We start from the raw sequence: 19,993 nt of genomic DNA on the forward strand, positions 1-19,993 counted from the left end.
CCCCCCCCCCCCCCCCCCCCCCCCCCCCCCCCCCCCCCCACAAAGGCAGGCCTGTTTTGCATCCCGACAACGGAGGTCATCCATGGCCCGTGTTTCTCTGTTAACCCTGCCACTGGCGGCCCCGCCGTTGAACGCCCGGCGACTCTGGCCAAGCCTGAGTCACCGGGTATTACCGTGGTTGCTGCCCATCAGTCTGTTTGCCCTGTGGTGGCTGGCCAGCCGCAATCACTGGATGAGTGAGCAGATTCTGCCGGCGCCGTCGTTGGTCTGGGGCAGCGCGGTCGAACTGTCGAACAGCGAATTGTGGAGCCATTTGGCGGTCAGCCTTCAGCGGCTGTTCTGGGGTTTGCTGGCGGGGATCAGCGCGGGCGCAGTATTCGGCGCAGCACTGGGTTTCAGTCGTCGTTTCGAACGCCTGGTATTCCCGACCTTCGCGGCGCTGGCGCAAGTGCCGACGCTGGCCTGGATTCCGCTGTTCATGGTGTTTTTCGGCATCGGTGAGGTGCTGAAACTGGTGGTGCTGATCAAAGCCATCGTGGTCCCGGTGACCCTGCACACCCTGGTCGGCGTGCGCGATGCCCAACCGAAACTGCGCGAAGCCGCAGCGGTGTTGCGCTTGCCGCCGCGACTGTTGGTTCGACGGCTGGTATTGCCTGCCGCACTGCCCGCGTTCATGGCCGGTGTACGCCTGGCGCTGGCAGCCGGCTGGACCTCGTTACTGGCGGTTGAACTGCTGGCCTCCAGCGAAGGCATTGGTTACCTGATGGTCTGGGCGCGGCAGTTGTTCATGCTCGACATTGTGTTCGTCTGCATCGTGGTAATCGGTGTGATGGGCGTGGCCATGGATCGTGGCATCGGCCTGCTGGATCGCAAACTCGTGCACTGGCCGCACCCGGCCACCGCGCAAATCCGTCGCGGCCCGCGTTATCAAGGCTGGCAGCGCCTGCAACCGTGGCTGCTGCCGCTGGCCTTGCTGACGCTGTGGCAAGTGGCGTCGGGCCAGCAATGGGTCGATGCGAACATTCTGGTCAGCCCTTGGGCGGTGCTGGAAACCACCGGCCACGGCTTGCTGGATGGCACGCTGCTGAACGGCATGGCGCTGAGTCTGGGTCGTACCCTCGGGGGGCTCGCGCTGGGCGGTGGTCTCGGGTTTGCCCTGGGGCTGCTGCTGGGTTTGTCACCGGTCAGCGAACGCCTGCTCGGCCCGACCCTCGCGGCCATCCGCCAGATCGCGATTTTCGCCTGGGTGCCGCTGCTCACCGCGTGGTTCGGTCTGGGGGAACTGGCCAAGTGGGTGTTCGTCGCCCTCGCCGCGTTTTTTCCGCTGTTTATCGCCACCCAACGCAGTGTCGCCAACGGATCAAAGCAACTCAACGAAGCCGCGCAAGTCCTGCGTTTGAGCCTCGGCCAACGCCTGCGCCGGCTGATCCTGCCAGGCGCCGCGCCGGGGATCTTCGCCGGGCTGCGTTTGAGCCTGATTTACGCCTGGCTCGGCACCATCGGCGCTGAATATTTCATGCCGTCCAACGGCGGCATCGGCAGCCAGATGATCGGCGCCCAGCAACTGCTGCGCATGGACCTGATCATGGCCGGCATGTTGCTGGTGGGCCTGACCGGCGCCTTGCTCAATCTCATAGGCCAACACATTGAAACCCGCGCCACGCGCTGGAGGCACGCATGAACGCACCGATTGTCAGCTTCAACCACGTGGGCAAATCCTTTGACGTCGACGGCTTTGAGCTGGAAGCGATTCGCGAATTCAACCTGGAGATTGCCGAAGGTGAATTCGTCGCGATTGTCGGCTCCAGCGGCTGCGGAAAATCCACCTTGCTGCGCTTGCTGGTGGGGCTGGACACAGCGTTTCGCGGGCAGATCAGCGTCGACGGGAAAGCCGTCTCCGGCATCGGCGGTGAGCGCGGCATAGTGTTTCAGGAACACCGTTTATTTCCGTGGCTGACCGTCGAAGAAAATATCGGCCTGGGCCTGGTCAACGAACCGCTAAGCGCCGCGCAACGGCAAAAACGCATTGGCGATTTCATTGAGTTGGTGGGCCTGACCGACTTCACCCGCGCCTATCCGCACCAGCTCTCCGGCGGCATGGCGCAGCGGGTGGCGATTGCCCGCGGGTTGGTGGCCAGCCCACGAATCCTGCTGCTCGACGAACCCTTTGGCGCCCTCGACGCGCTGACCCGCCAGCAGATGCAGGACGAGCTGTTGGCCATCCGCAGCCGGGCCAGGATCACCACGGTGCTGGTCACCCACGACGTCGAAGAAGCGATCTTCCTGGCCGACCGCGTGGTGGTGATGGAACCGCGCCCCGGACGGATCAAACAGGTGGTCGACATCGCCCTGCCGCACCCGCGCCAGCGCAGCAGTTTCGACTTTCACCAGTTGCGCGAAGAACTGCTTCACGAACTGACCAGCGACGACCACTACCAACCGCCCGTCCCCGAGCAGATCCGCGACCTGCCGCTGACGTTCATTGCTTGCTAACGAGGATCCTTTGATGCCGCAACGTCCCAACTTTCTGGTGATCCTGGCCGACGACCTGGGCTTTTCCGATCTCGGTGCCTTCGGTGGCGAAATCGCCACGCCGAACCTCGATGCACTGGCCAACCATGGCCTGCGCCTGACCGATTTCCACACCGCGCCGACCTGCTCGCCCACCCGTTCGATGCTGCTCACCGGCACCGACCACCACATCGCCGGCATCGGCACCATGGCCGAGGCACTGACCCCGGAGCTGATTGGCAAACCGGGTTACGAAGGCTACCTCAATGACCGCGTGGTGGCCTTGCCTGAACTGCTGCGCGAGGCGGGTTACCAGACCCTGATGAGCGGCAAATGGCACCTGGGCCTGACCGCCGAACTGGCGCCCCACGCTCGTGGTTTCGAGCGCTCGTTCTCGTTGCTGCCCGGCGCCGCCAACCATTACGGTTTCGAGCCGACCTACGACGAGCAGACGCCACGCCTGTTGAAGTCGACGCCCGCGCTGTACATCGAGGACGACACCTTCGTCGATAAACTTCCGGATGATTTCTATTCCTCCGATGCCTTTGGCGACAAGTTGCTGCAGTACCTCAAGGAACGCGACCAGACCCGGCCATTCTTCGCTTATCTGCCATTTTCCGCGCCGCACTGGCCGTTGCAGGCGCCGGCCGATATCGTGGCGAAATACCGTGGCCGTTATGACGCCGGCCCTGAAGTGTTGCGTTTGGAGCGGCTGGAAAAACTCAAGGCGTTGGGGCTGATTGACGCCGATGTCGAACCCCATCCGCTGATTCAGCTCAGCGCCCAATGGGATTCGCTGAGTGATGAACAACGGCAGATTTCGGCGCGAGCGATGGAGGTCTACGCGGCGATGGTCGAGCGCATGGACTGGAACATAGGCCGGGTGGTCGACTACCTGCGCAACCAGGGGCAACTGGACAATACGTTCATCCTGTTCATGTCCGACAACGGCGCCGAGGGCGCACTGCTGGAAGCCTTTCCCAAGTTCGGCCCGGAGCTTTTGACCTATCTGAACCAGCATTACGACAACAGCCTGGCAAACATCGGCCGCGCCAATTCTTACGTCTGGTACGGGCCCAATTGGGCACAAACCGCCACCGCGCCGTCGCGGCTGTACAAAGCGTTTACCACCGAGGGCGGGATTCGGGTGCCGGCGCTGGTGCATTACCCGGCGCTGCCGCTGAAGGGGCAGATCAGTCATGGTTTTGGCACAGTGATGGACATCACGCCAACCATTCTTGACCTGGCCGGCGTGCGTCATCCGGGCAAGCAATGGCGTGGCAAACAGGTGGCAGAGTTGCGCGGTAAATCGTGGCTGGGGTTCCTGTCCGGCGAGACCGCACAGGTGCATGACGAACACACGGTGACCGGCTGGGAATTGTTCGGGCGCCGGGCGATTCGTCAGGGGCACTGGAAGGCCGTGTACATCCCTGGGCCGATGGGGCCGGCGACCTGGCAGCTGTATGACCTGGGCCAGGATCCGGGGGAAATTCACGATCTGGCGCTGAGTCAGCCGGAAAAACTCAGAGCGCTGATCGAGCATTGGCAAAAATACGTCGAAGAAACCGGGGTGATCCTCAGTGCTTCGCCATTTCAGCCGGATTAGGGAAGCCTGAACCACCGCTATCGCGAGCAGGCTCGCTCCCACATTTGATCTCCAGCGGACACAAAACCTGCAAACAATGGAGAACCAGTGTGGGAGCGAGCTTGCTCGCGATCGGGGCCTCAAACACACCGTCAAGCCTGAGCCGTACGCACCTCTTCCCCCACCACCTGCTCCTTGCGGGTGAACCGGTTCGCCCGTCCAAACGTGCCGAAATCATTGAAGCGCACGCCCATTTCGCGCATCACCCTGTGCGCCACCGGCACGGTCATCTGGCGGATATAAAACGGTTCCTTCACCACAAAATGATGGATGCCATGGCTGCTGCCGAAGTTGAAGCAGAATGCCTGCAACGGCCACATCCACCACGGGTTGAGCACTTGGGTTTGCTGGATCACGTTGCCCGGCTCGATGTCGCCGTAGTAGTGCATGTTCGAGCTGACGAAGTGCAGGCAAAAGGTGCGCAGCACGTTCGGGCCGATGATCACCACAGCGGCGATGTTGATCACTTGCATCACCGACAGCGTGGTCGCCGACCACTCCACCGACGTCCCCAGCAAATACGCAATGCCGTTGGCCGCGTGAAAGCCGAGGAACAGGTACCACGCGCCCCAGTGCACCAGCGCCAGTGGTGCGTAAACCTTCAGGGTACGCTTGATGATGCTGAATTTGTGCGCCCAGGTCTTGGCCCGCAGCATGCGGATAAACGCTGACATCACGTTGTCGCCGACCATCAGCAAACGCGCAATGCCCCAGGGCTCGCCGTTGGTGATGGCGCGTTCTTCCATGTCGGCTTCGCTGCCGGACACCTTGTGGTGATTGAGGTGCAGATGGCGGCGGATCCACGGGTTGATGGTGCTCGGCCGCGCCAGCCAGACCAACCCCATCATCACGTTGTGCGGCACGCGTTGCTTGCGAAAATACATGCTGTGGATCAGGTCGTGTTCCAACTCATGGGTCAGCGAGGCAAAAAAAGCATTCAGCAGCAGGCACGCCCACCAGGCCATGTGCCCGGTCATGTAGAGCGCAGCCGAGCCGATCATCCCGGCCAGGGCGAAGGCCAGAATGCCCACCCCCAAAGCGTCCTGATGATTGAGAATCGGGTAGCGCTGACGCAGTTCGATACCGCGGGCGAGCACCACTTCCCGAATATGTGCAGATCGTTGTTGTACATTCAGGCGTTGGGGACTTGCAGAAGTACCATGCATGCTTCCATCCTCTGGTTATTGATGTTCGCATCCTGCCCTGCGCGATCGCTTCGGGCGTTAGCTGTGAACGCCAACCTGTTGACCGGAAGCGCCAATCATCATGATTGAACCCACCTCCCTCGCCAGCTGGACCCGCGCTTTGCGCAAACAACTCGACGCCCTCGGCCTCGACAGCAACGCCCTGTGCCTGCAAGCCGGGCTCGACCCGCAACTGATGGACGACCCCAACGCCCGCTACCCGTTATCGGCCACCACTCGACTGTGGGAGCTGGCCGTCGAGGTCAGCGGCGACCCGGCGATTGGTTTGCGGGTGTCGCGGTTCGTCAGCCCGACCACCTTCCACGCACTGGGATATGCGCTGGTGGCCAGCGGCAGTCTGCGTGAGGTGTTCGAGCGCATCGTGCGTTATCACCAAGTGATCAGCGACGCATTGGAGCTGGAACTGACCCGTGGCGAAGATCGCTATTGCTTCACCCTCAAGGTCCCCGAAGGCAGTCCGGCGCCAGCGCGGGAAGCGATCGACGCCTTCGCCGCGATCTACGTGCGCACCTGTCGCAACCGTCTGGGCCGGGACTATGCACCGTTGGCGGTGTACCTGCGTCGCCCGGAACCGGCCGACCCGAAACAATGGCACACGGTGTTCCGCGCCCCGATCTTCTTTGCTGCTGACGAAGACCGGCTGGAGTTTTCCATCGAGGACTTTGAAAGCCATCTGGATGACGCCAACCCGGAGCTGGCCGAACACAACGAAACCGTGCTCAAGCGCGCCCTGACGCAACTACGCCTGCTGACCTGGGAGCGCAAGGTGCGCGACGCCATCGAAGCGCAGTTGCCGGAAGGTGAACCCAGCGCCGAACGCATCGCCGAGACCTTGCACTTGAGTTTGCGCAGCTTGCAACGGCATCTGGCGGACGAAGGCTGCCGGTTCGATACGTTGCTCAATGAGTGTCGCGAGAATCTGGCACTGCTGCACTTGCGAGATCCGCAGTGCTCGCTGAGCGAAATCAGCTATCTGCTCGGATTTGCCGACACCAGCAGCTTCAGCCGCGCCTTCAAACGCTGGACCGGGATGACGCCGGGGCAGTTCCGCGATGGGTTGCGTTGACGTAGGGGCTACGGGTTTGCGTTGCGCCCGCGCCTCAGCAACTTGCGCACCCGTGCCACCAGCTCGCTCACGGCGAACGGCTTGAGCAGGTAGTCATCTTCATGCAGTTCCAGCCCACGCAGCCGATCCTCGATCCCATCTTTGGTGGTCAGGAACAGCACCGGCGTTGCGCCGAGCTGGCGGATCTGTTGCAACAGCTGCCAACCGTTGAGGCCGGGCAGCATCACATCGAGAATGATCAGGTCATATTCAGCCGTTTCGATGAAACGTCGACCGGCCATGCCGTTGTCCGCCACATCCACCGCGTAACTGGCTTCGCTCAGGCCCTGGGCCAGAAGTTTCGCGGTTTCGGGTTCATCTTCCACTAACAGCAAACGCATGGCACACCTCGGATAATCGTCACCACAGGCTAGGCGCCTTGGCGCACAAAGCCCATCACTAACGGATATTTCGGATGACGAGGCCGATTCAGACCATCGCCAACGCCCGCAACCGCTGCGCATCGAGGATCTCGATCTCGCCATAACTCAGGTGGAGAATGCCTTGGCCTTCCAGATCCTTGAGGATCTGGTTGGTGGTCTGACGCGACAACGAAAGCAACAGCGCCAACTGCTCCTGAGGCAATTGCAGCACACGGCGTGCAGGTTCGATCTCACCGTAACCATCGGAGATCATCAGCAAGCGGTGCGCCACGCGCGCCGGGGCCGGCAGCAAGGTCAACTGTTCGAGATTGATGAAGGTCAGGCGCAGTTTGTGGCTCATCAGCAGCGCCAGTTGCCGCCAGTAGTGCGGGTGCTCTTCGAGCCAGGTGAGCAGTGCCGACTGCGGTATGTGCAACAGAATGCAGTGGCCCACACCATAGGCGTCGTGGGTGCGCGGCTGGCCATCGAACAGGCAGATTTCGCCGAACCAGTGCGGCGGTTCGATCAGGCTCAACAGCGCCTCCTTGCCCTGCTCGCTCACCGCGCCGACCCGCACCGCGCCTTCGAGCACCGCGTACAGACCACACGGCGGATCGCCGCGCTTGAACAGCCGTTGCCCCGGCGACAACCGCCGCACGCGGGCCAGGGACAGCAGACTATCCTGTAACAAGGGCGGCAAATGGCTGAACCACTGGCCATTCATCAGGCGTGACCGCCAGGCCTGCATATCCATGAGTACTCCAAGATGATTGTCGTCTGGCTGACAGAGCAACGACGGGCCGCAGGGCATGATCGACATCCCTACAGGAGGAATAACAATGAAAAACCTCGTTGACCACCTCAGTCAATACGCCGCTTACCACCGTGACCCGCGCAACATCGCCAGCCACTTCATTGGCATTCCGCTGATTGTGGTCGCTGTCGCAGTGCTGCTGTCACGGCCAGGATGGCCGGTGGCCGGGCTCTGGCTGTCTCCAGCGATGCTGTTGGCGCTGGCCTCGACATGGTTTTATTTGCGCCTGGAAGTACGTCTTGGGGTGGTGATGACGGTGCTGCTGGGCCTGTCCGTTTGGCTAGGCCAAATCCTCGCGGCACAAAGCACCTTGTTCTGGTTGAGCAGCGGCGTCGCGATGTTTGTGGTCGGCTGGGCGATCCAGTTTGTCGGCCATCACTACGAAGGACGCAAACCGGCGTTTGTCGATGATGTGACGGGATTGATCGTCGGGCCGCTGTTTGTGGTGGCGGAATTGGCGTTTTTGCTGGGGTTGCGGCATGAGCTCAAAGAGCAGATCGAGGCGCGGGCGGGGGTGGTGCGAGTCAATCCGAAACGTGCTGCGGCGTAGGACGCCATCGCGAGCAGGCTCGCTCCCACAGGGGATTTATGTGCGCCATAGATCCAGTGTGGGAGCGAGCCTGCTCGCGATGCTTTTTCAGAGGCTGGCGATTTTCTGCCAGACCTTGGGTTTGAAGAACAACGTCTCGCCCTTGGCCAGCCCGGTCAGGCTGTCGTGATCTTTCACCACTTCCGCTTCGATCAGCTCGCTCTGGCCTTCGACCTTCAACGTAATGCGTGTGGTCGCACCCAGCGGACGGATATCGCGCACTTGCGCCGCATGGTGATCGTCGAGTTCAGTGCGCGACAGCGACACTTCGTGGGGACGGAACAGCACGTGGTTGTCGTCGCCCAGGTACAGGCGGTTCGAATCACCGAGAAAGTGGTACACAAAATCGCTGGCCGGGTTTTCGTAGACGTCGCCCGGTGAGCCGATCTGCTCGATCACACCCTTGTTCATCACCACGATGCGGTCGGCCACTTCCATCGCCTCTTCCTGGTCGTGAGTCACGAACACCGAGGTCAGGTTGATGTCTTCGTGCAGCCGCGCCAACCAGCGACGCAGCTCTTTGCGGACCTTGGCATCCAGTGCGCCAAAGGGCTCGTCGAGCAGCAAAACCTTGGGTTCTACCGCCAACGCGCGGGCCAGGGCGATACGCTGACGCTGACCACCGGACAGTTGTTCCGGGTAGCGATCCGACAACCAATCCAGTTGCACCATGTTCAGCAGTTCGTGGACTTTGACTGCGATCTGACTCTCGGTCGGACGCTGGTTTTTCGGCTTCATGCGCAGGCCGAAGGCAACGTTGTCGAACACGGTCATGTGGCGGAACAAGGCGTAGTGCTGGAACACAAACCCGACGTTGCGATCACGCACGTCATGGCCGGAGACGTCTTCGCCATGGAACACGATGCTGCCGGCGTCCGGGGTTTCCAGGCCGGCGATGATCCGCAGCAAGGTGGTTTTGCCGCAGCCCGACGGGCCGAGCAACGCCACCAGCTCACCGCTGTGGATGTCCAGGTTGATGCTGTTCAGCGCCTTGAAGGCGTTGAAGTTCTTGCTGACGTTACGGACTTCGATCGACATGACTTATTCCTCCGCGGCGCTGGCGCGCAGGCGGTTAATACGGGACTCGCTCCACTGCTTGAGCAGCAGGATGAAGAGCGCCAGGATCAGCAACAGGCTCGCAACGGCAAACGCGGCGACGTGGTTGTATTCGTTGTAGAGGATCTCGACGTGCAGCGGCAGGGTGTTGGTCACCCCGCGAATGTGCCCGGAAACCACCGACACCGCGCCGAACTCGCCCATCGCCCGCGCGGTACACAGCACCACGCCGTAGATCAGGCCCCACTTGATGTTCGGCACGGTCACGTGCCAGAACATCTGCCAGCCGTTGGCACCCAGCAACCGTGCGGCTTCCTCTTCTTGCGTGCCTTGCTCCTGCATCAGCGGGATCAGTTCACGCGCCACAAACGGCACGGTGACGAAAATTGTCGCCAGCACGATGCCCGGCAAGGCGAAGACGATCTGGATGTCGTGGTCCTGCAACCACGGACCAAAAATGCCTTGGGCGCCGAACATCAGCACATAGACCAGACCCGCGATCACCGGCGACACCGAAAACGGCAAGTCGATCAGGGTCACCAGCATGCTTTTGCCACGGAACGAGTATTTGCTCACGCACCAGGCCGCGCTGACGCCGAACACCAGGTTCAATGGCACCGAAATCAGCACGGCGATCACCGTCAGTTTCAAGGCCGACAAGGCGTCGGGTTCGAAGATCGCGGTGAAGAATGCGCCGAGGCCAAGCTTCAAACCCTGGGACACTACGATGAACAGCGGCAGCAGCAGAAACAGCGCAAAAATCAGCCAGCCGAGACTGATCAGAATCCGCCGCGACGTAGCGCTGCCACGGCGGGCGGCATTGGCCGAAGACGCAGCGGCAATAGACGATTGGGACATGGTGCCGCCTCCTTATGGGGTTTCGATGCGCCGCTGCAACAAGTTGATCAGCAGCAACAGGACGAAGGAAACCACCAGCATCAGCACGCCGATGGAGGTGGCGCCGGTGTAATCGTATTGGTCGAGCTTGACCATGATCAGCAGCGGCAGGATTTCGGTTTTCATCGGCATGTTGCCGGCGATGAAAATCACCGAGCCGTATTCGCCAACGCCCCGCGCAAACGCCAGGGCAAAACCGGTCAGCCAGGCAGGCAGCAGCGCCGGCAGCAGAATGTAGCGAAATACCTGCAACGGCTTGGCGCCCAGGCACGCGGCGGCCTCTTCGATTTCTCGCGGGATGTCGGCCAGTACCGGCTGCACCGTACGCACCACGAACGGCAACGTGACGAAGGTCAGCGCCAGGGTGATGCCGAGCGGCGTGTAGGCGATCTTGAAACCCAGGTCCGCAGCGAACTGCCCGACCAGACCGGTAGGCGTGTACAGCGCGGTCAGCGCAATACCGGCCACGGCGGTTGGAAGCGCGAACGGCAGGTCGATCATCGCGTCGATGATCTTGCGTCCGGGGAAGGTGTAACGCACCAGCACCCAGGCCAGCAACGTGCCGATGATGCCGTTGATGATCGCGGCGAACAGCGCGGTACCGAAACTGAGCTTCAGCGCCGCCAGCACCCGTGGCGCCGAGATGATTGCCCAGAACTGATCCCAGGTAAGTTGAGCGGCATGCACGAACATCGCCGCCAGTGGAATGAGCACAATCAGACTGAGGTACACCAAGGTGTAGCCCAGCGTCAGCCCGAAGCCGGGTATGACGGGGGAGATACGACGCGACATAAAAGTCCCTGGTTGAGAACGCGCAAAGCCCCGACGGTGAAATCGGGGCTCGTTTATCGGCTATTGCAGGTTACTGCGCCTGATAGATCTGATCGAACACGCCACCGTCATTGAAGAATTTCGGTTGGGCGGATTTCCAGCCACCGAAGTCCTTGTCGATGGTCACCAGCTCCAGGGTCGGGAACTGCTTGGCGTACTTGGCGGCCACGTCCTTGTCACGTGGACGATAGAAGTTTTTCGCAGCGATTTCCTGACCGGCCGGGCTGTACAGGTGCTTGAGGTACGCTTCGGCGATCTGCTCGTTGCCCTTCTTCTCGGCGTTCTTGTCGACGACCGCCACTGGCGGTTCGGCGAGGATCGACAGCGAAGGCACGACGATGTCGAACTTGTCGGCGCCGCCCTGTTCTTTCAGCGCCAGGAAGGCTTCGTTTTCCCAGGCCAGCAACACGTCACCCTGACCGTTGTTGACGAAGGTAATGGTCGAGCCGCGAGCGCCGGTGTCCAGCACCGGGACGTGTTTGAACAGGGTCTGCACGTACGCTTTGGCCTTGGCTTCGTCACCGCCGTTGGCTTTCAGACCATAGGCCCAGGCCGCGAGGAAGTTCCAGCGCGCACCGCCGGAGGTTTTCGGGTTCGGGGTGATCACTTCAACGCCGTTTTTGGTCAGGTCGCCCCAGTCCTTGATGCCTTTGGGGTTGCCCTTACGTACCAGGAACACGATGGTCGAAGTGTATGGCGTGCTGGCATCCGGCAGGCGTTTTTGCCAGTCAGCCGGCAGGGTCTTGCCCAGTTTGGCGATTTCGTCGATGTCGCCGGCCAGCGCCAGGGTCACCACGTCGGCCCGCAGCCCATCAATCACCGCCCGGCCTTGTTTGCCCGAACCACCGTGGGATTGCTGGATCTTTACGTTGTCGCCAGCGTGCTCTTTCTTCCAGAAGTTGATGAACTCGGCGTTGTAGTCCTGATACAGCTCACGGGTCGGGTCGTACGACACGTTGAGCAGTTCGTAATCCTTGGCAACCACGGAACCGGCAAAAAGGGCGCTGGCCAGAGCGGCCAAAGCGTAACGGCGAATCGACGACATGGTGCAGCTCCTGAATTCTTTTGTGTTGGCTGTTCTTATGGAGTTCTGGAATCGGGTTGCCTGCTTGCCAGTGCTTCAGCTCGGCTTGTTGCCTGGGTTCTGCAAACGGAATTTTTCTTTGCGTTCGATCTGAACCACCTGGGCGTTGTGCACGGTGATCTCCACCGCACCGAAGCGCAGATCGCGCAGTGCGCTCTGGATCTCGCGCAAAATGGTTGCTTCGTCCTGGCCGTCAACGCTACGTAGAGATGCGCTCATGGTGCTGCTCCTTGAATGAGATGTGCCCGGCAGTGGCGGCACTGCTTGCGGCGTGAGAGCAATAGTAGATAGGCGCAGATATTCTTAAAAATACTATTTAAGAATGTTTATATAACCGAAAGACATTATTTGACGAGGCAAGGGCTTGCGCTGGGATTTGATGTTTTCGAAAGGTACTTAGAACCCTGTGGCGAGGGAGCTTGCTCCCGCTGGGCTGCACAGCAGCCCTAAAATCAGGCACCTCTGCCTTTCAGGAAAACTCACCACCCGGATTGCGAGCGCTTCGCACTGGAACGCCAGCCCGGTCGGGCGGGAGCAAGCTCCCTCGCCACAAGAGCAGACCGCGTGTTTAGCGAATCTCCGACGCCCGAGTCCAGTCCAGTTCCTCGGCCGGCATCGGGCGGCCAAACCAGTAACCCTGGCCCAGATCGCAACCCTGTTCGAGCAGGAAACCCGCCTGCTCGACCTGCTCGATGCCTTCGGCATGCACTTGCATGCCCATACTTTGCGCAAGGGCGGTGATCACTCGAACGATCGCGGCGTCATCGTCGTCCCATGGCAGGCCGGCGACAAAGCCCTGGTCGATCTTGAGCTTCTGCACCGGCAGGCGCTTGAGTCGCAGCAGCGACGAATAACCGGTACCGAAGTCATCGATAGCCAGCCGCACACCCAGTTCACGCAAGCGGTGCATTTGCTCCAGCGCGACTTCCGGATCGTCCATCACCGCACTTTCGGTCACTTCCAATTCCAGGTACGCCGGGTCCAGTCCCGTGTCGTGCAGCACTTGAGCGACCCGTTCATACAGTTCGCGCCGGGCAAACAGACGGGTAGAAACGTTCACCGCGATAAACGACAACACCACGCCGGCCTTCTGCCAGGCGCACATCTGCTGACAAGCCTGCTGCATGACCCAGGCGTCGATCTCGGCGATCAACCCGGTGCGTTCGGCAATCGGAATGAACTCACCCGGCGACACCAACCCGCGCTGCGGGTGCTGCCAGCGAACCAGCGCTTCAACACCGATCAAGCGGCTGGTCTTGAGGTCATGCACCGGTTGGTAGTACACCCGCAACTCCTGCTGCTCCAGGGCGCGGCGCAATTCAAAGGCGATCTCGACCCGGTGTTGGGCGTGGGCGGTCAGTTCCTCGGTGTACAAGGCATAACCGTCGCGACCGGAGCTTTTGGCCTTGAACAGTGCCGAATCGGCGTTGCGCAGCAATTGCTCGGCGCTCAGTGCGTCGCCGGGGAACAGGCTGATACCGACGCTGGCGTTGATGCACAGCTGATGGGCATCGATCGGGAACGGCTCTTTCAGACCATCGATGATCCGCTGCGCCAACGCGGCAGCCTGCACCAGCTGCGGGCAGCTCTCGGCCAGCACGGCAAACTCGTCGCCACCCAAGCGTGCCAAGGTGATTCCGGGGCCAAACATGCCTTGCAGGCGCACTGCCACGGCCTTGAGCAATTGATCGCCGACGTTATGCCCGAGGCTGTCGTTAATCATCTTGAAATGGTCGAGATCGATCATCAGCAACGCGCACCCGCGCTTGTGGATCTGCGCCGACGCCAGCGCCTGTTCCACGCGATCGCTGAACAGCAGACGATTGGGCAGTTCGGTCAGCGGGTCGTGGTGCGCCAGATACGCGAGTTCGTGTTCGGAGTCCTTGATCGCGCTGATGTCAGAAAACACCGCCACGTAGTGGCTCAGCCGGCCATGGTCATCGTGAATGACCCGGATGGTCTGCCATTGCGGGTAAATCTCACCACTTTTACGTCGGTTCCAGATCTCGCCGCTCCATTCGCGGGTGCGGTTCAACGCCTGGAACATTTCCTGATAGAAATCTGGCGAATGGTGACCGGACTTGAACAGGCTCGGCCTGTGGCCCAAGACCTCTTCGGACGGGTAACCGGTGATTTCCATAAAGGCCCGATTGACGTGGACGATCAACCCCTCGCGGTCAGTGACCAGCACCCCTTCGCGAGTGCAATCGAACACCGCCTGCGCCTGGCGCAATCGCACGCGATCTTCGTTGCGATGGCGCAATTTGGCGCCGATCCCGAGAAAACCCAGCAAACGCGCTCGGGCAATGAAGATAAACCCGGCGCTAAGCACCACCCAGGCATAACCGTTGATCAGTTGCCATCGCTGAAGATCAGCGGACTCATCGAATAAATTGGTCAATAAATAACCAGTGAATTCCAGCCAAACGACAGAAAACACCAGATAGAGCAGCGCTGCACGCACGGCATCGCGATAAGAAGCAGACATTCGGTCGTCCATGTCCCTACAAAAAAGGTTGGAATTATAGATTCAAGGAAACATCCAGCCACTCTTATCTGAAAGGGCGACTGGTTTTATCTGTGTGCTGAGTGATAATGCGCCAGCTGTTTTTTTCTTTATCGAGGGCCATACAGCCTATGTGGTACGAAGGTTTACTCGGCTTGTCGCCCTGGCAACTGGTGGCAGTCACCCTGTTAATGACCCACATCACCATCGTGGGCGTCACGGTTTATCTGCATCGTTATTCAGCCCATCGCTCCCTTGAGCTCAATGCCGGCCTGAAACACTTTTTCCGCTTCTGGCTGTGGCTGACCACGGCGCAGAACACCCGCGAGTGGACCGCCATCCATCGCAAGCACCACGCCAAATGCGAAACTATCGATGACCCGCACAGCCCGGTGATCAAAGGTCTGTCTACGGTCTTGCGCAAAGGTGCCGAGCTGTACCGCGCCGAAGCGGAAAACCCCGAGACCCTGCGCATCTACGGCAAGAACTGCCCCGAAGACTGGATCGAGCGCAAGCTCTACAGCCCTTATCCACTGCTGGGCGTGGCGATCATGGGCATCATCGACCTGCTGCTGTTCGGCACCATCGGCATCACTATCTGGGCGATCCAGATGATGTGGATCCCGGTGTGGGCCGCTGGCGTGGTCAATGGCCTGGGCCATGCCGTTGGCTACCGCAACTTCGAATGCCGCGATGCTGCGACCAATCTGGTGCCCTGGGGCATTCTGATCGGCGGTGAAGAACTGCATAACAACCATCACACCTACCCTAACTCGGCAAAACTGTCGGTGAAGAAGTGGGAGTTCGACCTTGGCTGGGCGTGGATCCAGGTCTTCAGTTTCCTGCGTCTGGCCAAGGTTCAGCGTGTTGCACCGATCGCCCACCGTGTCGAAGGCAAAGGCAGCCTGGACATGGACACCGCCATGGCGATCCTCAACAACCGCTTCCAGATCATGGCCCAGTACCGCAAGCTGGTGATCGGACCGCTGGTCAAGCAAGAGCTGGAAAAGGTCGACCATTCGGTTCGCCACCAATTCCATCGCGCCAAGCGTCTGCTCTCGCGGGAAACCAGCCTGCTGGATGACAGGCACCATGTGCGCATCCAGACCATGCTCGAGCACAGCCAGGCGCTGAAGGTAATTTACGAGAAACGTCTGGCCTTGCAGCAGATCTGGATCAAGACCAGCTCAAATGGCCACGACATGCTGGCGGCCATCAAGGACTGGGTCCACGAAGCCGAAGCCAGCGGTATTCAATCGCTGCGCGACTTCGCCAACCAGTTGAAAACCTACTCGCTGCGCCCTGCCTGACCTGTGGCGAGCGAGCTTGCTCGCGCTCGGATGCGCAGCATTCGCAATCCCGGCGACGCGTTTTAACTGACAAAACGCAGTCGCCAGATTGGGGCGGTATACCGCCCAGCGGGAGCAAGCTCCCTCGCCACAAAATGCGGGAACTAAGCTTAAAATCCCCTATCTCAAAGAGCACTTCGCCATCCAGGCGGGCTTTGTTGTGGCCGCTGTCGAGCTCGCGGTACGCCCTTTGAGAGTTGTGCCGATGGTCAATAAGAACCCGGAAGACCTGTCCCTCCCACCGTGGCCCGAGGCCGCGCAAACCCTGATGGCATTGATGCATGCCCAGGGCGAAGTCGCGCGCCTGAGCGAACGTGAGCAGTTGTTCAGCTCGTTGCTGGTCAGCGTCAACGCCGTGCTCTGGGCTTTCAACTGGGAAACTCGCCAGGTGCTGTATGTCAGCCCGGCCTATGAGCGGATTTTCGGTCGCCCCGCCGGCCTGTTGCTGGCCGATTATCACCAATGGCGTGACAGCATTTACCCGGATGACCTGGACTACGCCGAACGCAGCCTGGCCGAGGTACTGGAAAAAGGCGCCGTCGAAGACCGCGAGTACCGAATCATCGCCGCCGACGGTCAGGTGCGCTGGCTCAGCGATAAATGCTTCATCAACCGTCAGGCCAAGCCCGGGCAGCCAGTGATCGTGGTCGGCTTCGCCGAGGACATCACCGAAAAGAAGCAGCTGGAAACCGAGCTGCAACGTCTCGCGACCACCGACGTGCTGACCCAAAGCAGCAACCGCCGACACTTCTTCGAGTGCGCCAGCCGCGAGTTCGAACAAGCGCGCATGCAAGGTTCATCGCTGGCGTTTCTGCTGCTGGATATCGATGACTTCAAACTCATCAACGATACCTACGGCCACCAGCAAGGCGACCACGCACTGCAACAGCTCGCCGAATGCGGGCGCGCAGCGTTGCGCCGTGGCGACCTGTTCGGGCGAATTGGCGGTGAAGAGTTTGCGGCAGTATTTCCCGGCTGCACGCCGGATATGGCGAAGCAAGTCGCCGAGCGCCTGCAACGGGAAATCCAGCGCTTGAGTTTCAGCCATGGCGATCAGACCTTCGGCATCACTGTCAGCCAGGGCCTGACCAACCTCACCGCCGAAGACAAATCCCTCGACAACCTCTACGCCCGCGCCGACGCCGCGATGTATGAGGCCAAGCGCCAGGGCAAGAACCGGATCATCTCCGGCTAACAGGCTCAACACCCTCCCCTTGTGGGAGCGAGCCTGCTCGCGATGGCGGACTATCTGCCAACATCAATGTTGAATGTCAGTACCTCATCGCGAGCAGGCTCGCTCCCACAGGTTTGGTGTCAGGACTACTTTCTGCGCAAGCGCATCAGTTCCGGCAGGCCGATCTTGAGCAGGCGTGCCGTTCGGCTTTTGGCCAGTTCTTCCACACCTTCATGCTCGGTCAGGCGCGCCAGTTGCGCCGCCATGTTCATCACCAGCGCTTCGCGGGAGTAAACCCCGCCACCGAGCTGATAGACCGCCGCAATCAACTCTCGCAGCTCCAGCGGCAGCCGCCAGCGGGTACGCAACGCCGAGCCATAGGCCGCGCCAAATTCAGCCAGCGCGTCACCGACCTCCTCCAGCTCATCCAGTTCACCCCCCGCCAGCTTCCACTCCTGCAAGCAACGCAACAGCGCCAGATCACCCAGACGATGGAGCAAGCCGGCGCAATAGCAGCGCTCCTGATCCAGATCAAGCAAGCGCGCCAGGGTCCGCCCGTATTCAGCGGTGTGCAATGACAGCTTCCAGTAGCGCTCGGCGTAATCAGCCAGGCAAGGATCGCTCAACTTCGCACTGCGCTTGAGGGCCAGGCCAAGGATCAGGTTCATGCTTTGCCCGGAGCCCAGGCGATGCAGGGCCTGAGACACAGTCTGCACAGTGTCGCCAAGGTGTTGCGCGGCGCTGTTGGCGGCGGCGATCAACACGGCGGTGATCTGCGGGTCAGTGCGCACTTCCTCTTCCAGCAGCTTCAGATCGAGGCCATTGGGGTTCAGGCTGCGCTTGACCGCCAGTTGCACGTCGGTGAGCAGCGGCGCACCGTCCGCCAGCTCACGCCGCCGCTCAAGGAACGCCGACAAGGTCATGCCAGGCGCCAGCGCCGGAACATCACAAGAAACCGTCTGACCCGCGCTCAGCAGCAAGTCCTGCAGGCGCTGAGTCAGGCCTTCCATGTTCAGGGGCTTGGTCAGGTAGGCCGTCGGGGCCAGCGGCAATGCCTCGCGCACGCTGGCGCTGTCGTTGCGGCTGCTCATCAGAATGAACGGCAACACCGGGTTACGCCGACGCTGACGCACGCTGCGCAGCAAGCCCAGGCCATCGACGCCGGGAAGCTCCCAATCGGCGATCACCAGGTCGTAGGGATGTTCGCTCAACAACTCCAGCGCCTGCTGGCCATCGGCGCACAGATCCAGCCGTGCATCGCAGCGCACGTGCAACAACACCTGCTTGAGCAGGTCTCGGGACCAAGGATCAGCCTCGGCGATCAGTACTCGCGGCACAGCAGGTAAATCAACAGCGGTCATCAGTACACTCCGAGGCAATGCCTGCACCTTAGACAATGCTGACAATTCGATACAGCGTAAAAGCCGCCGATGTGTTTGAAGGAACAAAAAAAACCCGCCGAAGCGGGTTTTTTGTCGATCAGGTCACACTTGGCAATCAGAGTTCAGAGAAGCACTCTTCGATGATCGCCAGACCTTTGTCCAGTTGCTCGTCCGGCGAAGTCAGCGGTACCAGGACGCGCAGCACGTTGCCGTAAGTACCGCACGACAGCAGGATCAGGCCCTTGTCACGCGCCTTGGCCACGACTTGGGCGACGGCGGCGGCGTTAGGCTTGTGGCTGTCGCCGTTTTCGAACAGCTCAACCGCGATCATCGCGCCCAGGGCACGCACTTCACCGATCACCGGGTACTTGGCCTGGATGGCTTTGAGGCCAGTCACCAGACGCTCGCCAACGGCTTTGCAGCGATCCAGCAGGTGCTCTTCTTCGAACACTTCCATCACCGCCAGCGCAGCGGCGCAAGCGATCGGGCTACCGGCGTAAGTGCCACCCAGGCCGCCTGGAGCGATGGCGTCCATGTATTCAGCCTTGCCGCACACACCGGCCAGCGGGAAGCCGCCAGCGATGGATTTGGCGAAGGTGGTCAGGTCGGCAGCAACGCCCATCTGTTCCATGGCGAAGAAGGTGCCGGTACGACCAGCGCCCGTCTGTACTTCGTCAGCGATCAACAGAATGCCGTGCTGGTCGCACAGGGCGCGCAGGCGCTTCATGAACTCTTTTGGCGCGACGTAGAAACCACCTTCGCCCTGAACTGGCTCGATGATGATGGCAGCGATGTCACGCGGCTCGGCGTCGTTCTTGAAGATGCGCTCGATGCTGGCGATCGAATCGTCGATGCTCACGCCATGCAGTTCGTTCGGGTACAGCGCGCGGAAGATGCCGCCTGGCATCAGGCCCATGCCGGCCGAGTAAGGCACGACCTTACCGGTCAGGCCCAGGGTCATCATGGTGCGACCGTGGTAAGCGCCGGTGAAGGCGATCACGCCGGCACGGCCAGTGGCGGCGCGGGCGATCTTGATGGAGTTTTCTACCGCTTCGGAACCGGTGGTCACCAGCAGGGTTTTCTTGGCGAAATCACCTGGAACCTTGGCGTTCACTTTCTCGCACAGTTCTACGTACGGTTCGTAAGCCAGCACCTGGAAGCAGGTGTGAGTCAGCTTGTTCAGCTGCGCGGTCACGGCCGCGATGATTTTCGGGTGCAGGTGACCGGTGTTCAACACGGCGATACCGCCGGCGAAGTCGATGAACTCGCGACCTTCAACGTCGGTCACGGTGGCGTTCTTCGCCGACTCGGCGAAGATCGGGTGAATCTGGCCAACACCGCGTGGTACAGCGGCTTCGCGGCGTTTCATCAAAGAAGCGTTAGTCTTGCTCATAAAGTCCTCATTCGCCGCTCATCGGTCGGCGTGGCTCAAGGAATACGTGGCGGGGAGGCAACTACGGCAGCATGCGATGATCGACTGCCA

General features: G+C 60.8%; 18 protein-coding genes. 7 read left to right on the plus strand and 11 right to left on the minus strand.

Annotated features, from left to right (window positions below):
• The first annotated feature begins 82 nt into the window (after window positions 1-82).
• From NTD87_RS04075 to NTD87_RS04085, 3 genes are read left to right on the plus strand one after another with little or no spacing between them, the layout of a single operon-like run.
• Entirely contained in the window at window positions 83-1,681 is a 1,599-nt protein-coding gene (locus NTD87_RS04075; RefSeq protein WP_262112074.1) for an ABC transporter permease, read from the plus strand.
• Window positions 1,678-2,493 (plus strand): ABC transporter ATP-binding protein, encoded by an 816-nt coding sequence (locus NTD87_RS04080; protein ID WP_262112076.1) that lies wholly within the window; start codon window positions 1,678-1,680, stop codon window positions 2,491-2,493. Before NTD87_RS04075 ends, NTD87_RS04080 begins: the two co-directional genes overlap by 4 nt.
• Before the next feature lie 13 nt (window positions 2,494-2,506).
• Window positions 2,507-4,117, plus strand: coding sequence for an arylsulfatase (locus NTD87_RS04085; protein ID WP_262112078.1), 1,611 nt, complete (start codon window positions 2,507-2,509; stop codon window positions 4,115-4,117).
• A 131-nt stretch (window positions 4,118-4,248) separates the two neighbouring features.
• On the opposite strand, the gene NTD87_RS04090 is transcribed toward NTD87_RS04085, so the two are convergent.
• Window positions 4,249-5,322 carry a fatty acid desaturase gene (locus tag NTD87_RS04090; protein WP_262112079.1) on the minus strand — a complete coding sequence of 358 codons (1,074 nt, stop codon included), beginning with the start codon at window positions 5,320-5,322 and terminating at the stop codon, window positions 4,249-4,251.
• Between the two features lie 100 nt (window positions 5,323-5,422).
• Between NTD87_RS04090 and NTD87_RS04095 the strand changes: the two genes are divergently transcribed.
• Window positions 5,423-6,427: an AraC family transcriptional regulator gene (locus NTD87_RS04095; RefSeq protein WP_262112080.1), complete on the plus strand. Its 1,005-nt coding sequence runs from the start codon at window positions 5,423-5,425 to the stop codon at window positions 6,425-6,427.
• A gap of 8 nt (window positions 6,428-6,435) precedes the next feature.
• Here NTD87_RS04095 and NTD87_RS04100 read toward each other — a convergent pair whose 3' ends face one another.
• Together NTD87_RS04100 and NTD87_RS04105 are read right to left on the minus strand one after the other, a co-directional pair.
• Window positions 6,436-6,807, minus strand: coding sequence for a response regulator (locus NTD87_RS04100; RefSeq protein WP_262112081.1), 372 nt, complete (start codon window positions 6,805-6,807; stop codon window positions 6,436-6,438).
• 88 nt (window positions 6,808-6,895) lie between these two features.
• Entirely contained in the window at window positions 6,896-7,582 is a 687-nt protein-coding gene (locus tag NTD87_RS04105) for a Crp/Fnr family transcriptional regulator (protein WP_262112082.1), read from the minus strand.
• Window positions 7,583-7,667: 85 nt separating this feature from the next.
• On the opposite strand from NTD87_RS04105, the gene NTD87_RS04110 reads away from it, so the two are divergent.
• Window positions 7,668-8,192 (plus strand): DUF962 domain-containing protein, encoded by a 525-nt coding sequence (locus tag NTD87_RS04110; RefSeq protein ID WP_262112084.1) that lies wholly within the window; start codon window positions 7,668-7,670, stop codon window positions 8,190-8,192.
• Between the two features lie 87 nt (window positions 8,193-8,279).
• Here NTD87_RS04110 and NTD87_RS04115 read toward each other — a convergent pair whose 3' ends face one another.
• The 6 genes from NTD87_RS04115 to dibA form a co-directional block, all read right to left on the minus strand.
• Window positions 8,280-9,269 (minus strand): sulfate/molybdate ABC transporter ATP-binding protein, encoded by a 990-nt coding sequence (locus NTD87_RS04115; RefSeq protein ID WP_262112086.1) that lies wholly within the window; start codon window positions 9,267-9,269, stop codon window positions 8,280-8,282.
• Window positions 9,270-9,272: 3 nt separating this feature from the next.
• Window positions 9,273-10,145, minus strand: a complete 873-nt coding sequence (gene cysW / locus NTD87_RS04120) for a sulfate ABC transporter permease subunit CysW (RefSeq protein ID WP_262112088.1) — start codon at window positions 10,143-10,145, stop codon at window positions 9,273-9,275.
• Between the two features lie 12 nt (window positions 10,146-10,157).
• Window positions 10,158-10,976, minus strand: a complete 819-nt coding sequence (cysT, locus tag NTD87_RS04125; RefSeq protein ID WP_262112089.1) for a sulfate ABC transporter permease subunit CysT — start codon at window positions 10,974-10,976, stop codon at window positions 10,158-10,160.
• Window positions 10,977-11,046: 70 nt separating this feature from the next.
• Complete coding sequence (locus tag NTD87_RS04130) at window positions 11,047-12,060, minus strand: sulfate ABC transporter substrate-binding protein (RefSeq protein ID WP_262112090.1); 1,014 nt, start codon at window positions 12,058-12,060, stop codon at window positions 11,047-11,049.
• A 75-nt stretch (window positions 12,061-12,135) separates the two neighbouring features.
• A complete protein-coding gene (gene oscA / locus NTD87_RS04135) occupies window positions 12,136-12,318 on the minus strand; it encodes a sulfur starvation response protein OscA (RefSeq protein WP_007941032.1) in 183 nt (60 codons plus the stop codon).
• Window positions 12,319-12,667: 349 nt separating this feature from the next.
• Entirely contained in the window at window positions 12,668-14,587 is a 1,920-nt protein-coding gene (gene dibA, locus NTD87_RS04140; RefSeq protein ID WP_262112095.1) for a phosphodiesterase DibA, read from the minus strand.
• 149 nt (window positions 14,588-14,736) lie between these two features.
• Here dibA and desA point away from each other — a divergent pair, with 149 nt between their 5' ends.
• Together desA and NTD87_RS04150 are read left to right on the plus strand one after the other, a co-directional pair.
• The gene (desA, locus tag NTD87_RS04145; protein ID WP_262112096.1) at window positions 14,737-15,915 is read left to right on the plus strand and encodes a delta-9 fatty acid desaturase DesA; all 1,179 of its coding nucleotides are present in this window, start codon (window positions 14,737-14,739) and stop codon (window positions 15,913-15,915) included.
• A gap of 244 nt (window positions 15,916-16,159) precedes the next feature.
• Window positions 16,160-17,149 (plus strand): GGDEF domain-containing protein, encoded by a 990-nt coding sequence (locus tag NTD87_RS04150; protein ID WP_262112097.1) that lies wholly within the window; start codon window positions 16,160-16,162, stop codon window positions 17,147-17,149.
• Window positions 17,150-17,274: 125 nt separating this feature from the next.
• Here NTD87_RS04150 and NTD87_RS04155 read toward each other — a convergent pair whose 3' ends face one another.
• Both NTD87_RS04155 and gabT read right to left on the minus strand, forming a co-directional pair.
• On the minus strand, window positions 17,275-18,489 hold the full coding sequence (locus NTD87_RS04155) for a response regulator (RefSeq protein ID WP_262112098.1): 1,215 nt from the start codon (window positions 18,487-18,489) through the stop codon (window positions 17,275-17,277).
• 136 nt (window positions 18,490-18,625) lie between these two features.
• Entirely contained in the window at window positions 18,626-19,903 is a 1,278-nt protein-coding gene (gene gabT / locus NTD87_RS04160; protein WP_262112100.1) for a 4-aminobutyrate--2-oxoglutarate transaminase, read from the minus strand.
• Between the last annotated feature and the right edge of the window lie 90 nt (window positions 19,904-19,993).

It is taken from the genome of Pseudomonas sp. 6D_7.1_Bac1, from assembly GCF_025465945.1.
GTDB lineage: Bacteria > Pseudomonadota > Gammaproteobacteria > Pseudomonadales > Pseudomonadaceae > Aquipseudomonas.

Bases quoted from the DNA above. Each gene is read 5' to 3' on its own strand.
- NTD87_RS04085 (WP_262112078.1), top strand. From the start codon at position 2,507: ATGCCGCAACGTCCCAACTTTCTGGTGATCCTGGCCGACGACCTGGGC.
- NTD87_RS04080 (WP_262112076.1), top strand. From the start codon at position 1,678: ATGAACGCACCGATTGTCAGCTTCAACCACGTGGGCAAATCCTTTGAC.
- NTD87_RS04130 (WP_262112090.1), bottom strand. From the start codon at position 12,060: ATGTCGTCGATTCGCCGTTACGCTTTGGCCGCTCTGGCCAGCGCCCTT.
- cysW (WP_262112088.1), bottom strand. From the start codon at position 10,145: ATGTCCCAATCGTCTATTGCCGCTGCGTCTTCGGCCAATGCCGCCCGC.
- NTD87_RS04155 (WP_262112098.1), bottom strand. From the start codon at position 18,489: ATGACCGCTGTTGATTTACCTGCTGTGCCGCGAGTACTGATCGCCGAG.
- desA (WP_262112096.1), top strand. From the start codon at position 14,737: ATGTGGTACGAAGGTTTACTCGGCTTGTCGCCCTGGCAACTGGTGGCA.
- NTD87_RS04100 (WP_262112081.1), bottom strand. From the start codon at position 6,807: ATGCGTTTGCTGTTAGTGGAAGATGAACCCGAAACCGCGAAACTTCTG.
- NTD87_RS04150 (WP_262112097.1), top strand. From the start codon at position 16,160: ATGGTCAATAAGAACCCGGAAGACCTGTCCCTCCCACCGTGGCCCGAG.
- NTD87_RS04095 (WP_262112080.1), top strand. From the start codon at position 5,423: ATGATTGAACCCACCTCCCTCGCCAGCTGGACCCGCGCTTTGCGCAAA.
- oscA (WP_007941032.1), bottom strand. From the start codon at position 12,318: ATGAGCGCATCTCTACGTAGCGTTGACGGCCAGGACGAAGCAACCATT.
- NTD87_RS04115 (WP_262112086.1), bottom strand. From the start codon at position 9,269: ATGTCGATCGAAGTCCGTAACGTCAGCAAGAACTTCAACGCCTTCAAG.
- cysT (WP_262112089.1), bottom strand. From the start codon at position 10,976: ATGTCGCGTCGTATCTCCCCCGTCATACCCGGCTTCGGGCTGACGCTG.
- dibA (WP_262112095.1), bottom strand. From the start codon at position 14,587: ATGTCTGCTTCTTATCGCGATGCCGTGCGTGCAGCGCTGCTCTATCTG.
- NTD87_RS04090 (WP_262112079.1), bottom strand. From the start codon at position 5,322: ATGCATGGTACTTCTGCAAGTCCCCAACGCCTGAATGTACAACAACGA.
- NTD87_RS04105 (WP_262112082.1), bottom strand. From the start codon at position 7,582: ATGGATATGCAGGCCTGGCGGTCACGCCTGATGAATGGCCAGTGGTTC.
- NTD87_RS04075 (WP_262112074.1), top strand. From the start codon at position 83: ATGGCCCGTGTTTCTCTGTTAACCCTGCCACTGGCGGCCCCGCCGTTG.
- gabT (WP_262112100.1), bottom strand. From the start codon at position 19,903: ATGAGCAAGACTAACGCTTCTTTGATGAAACGCCGCGAAGCCGCTGTA.
- NTD87_RS04110 (WP_262112084.1), top strand. From the start codon at position 7,668: ATGAAAAACCTCGTTGACCACCTCAGTCAATACGCCGCTTACCACCGT.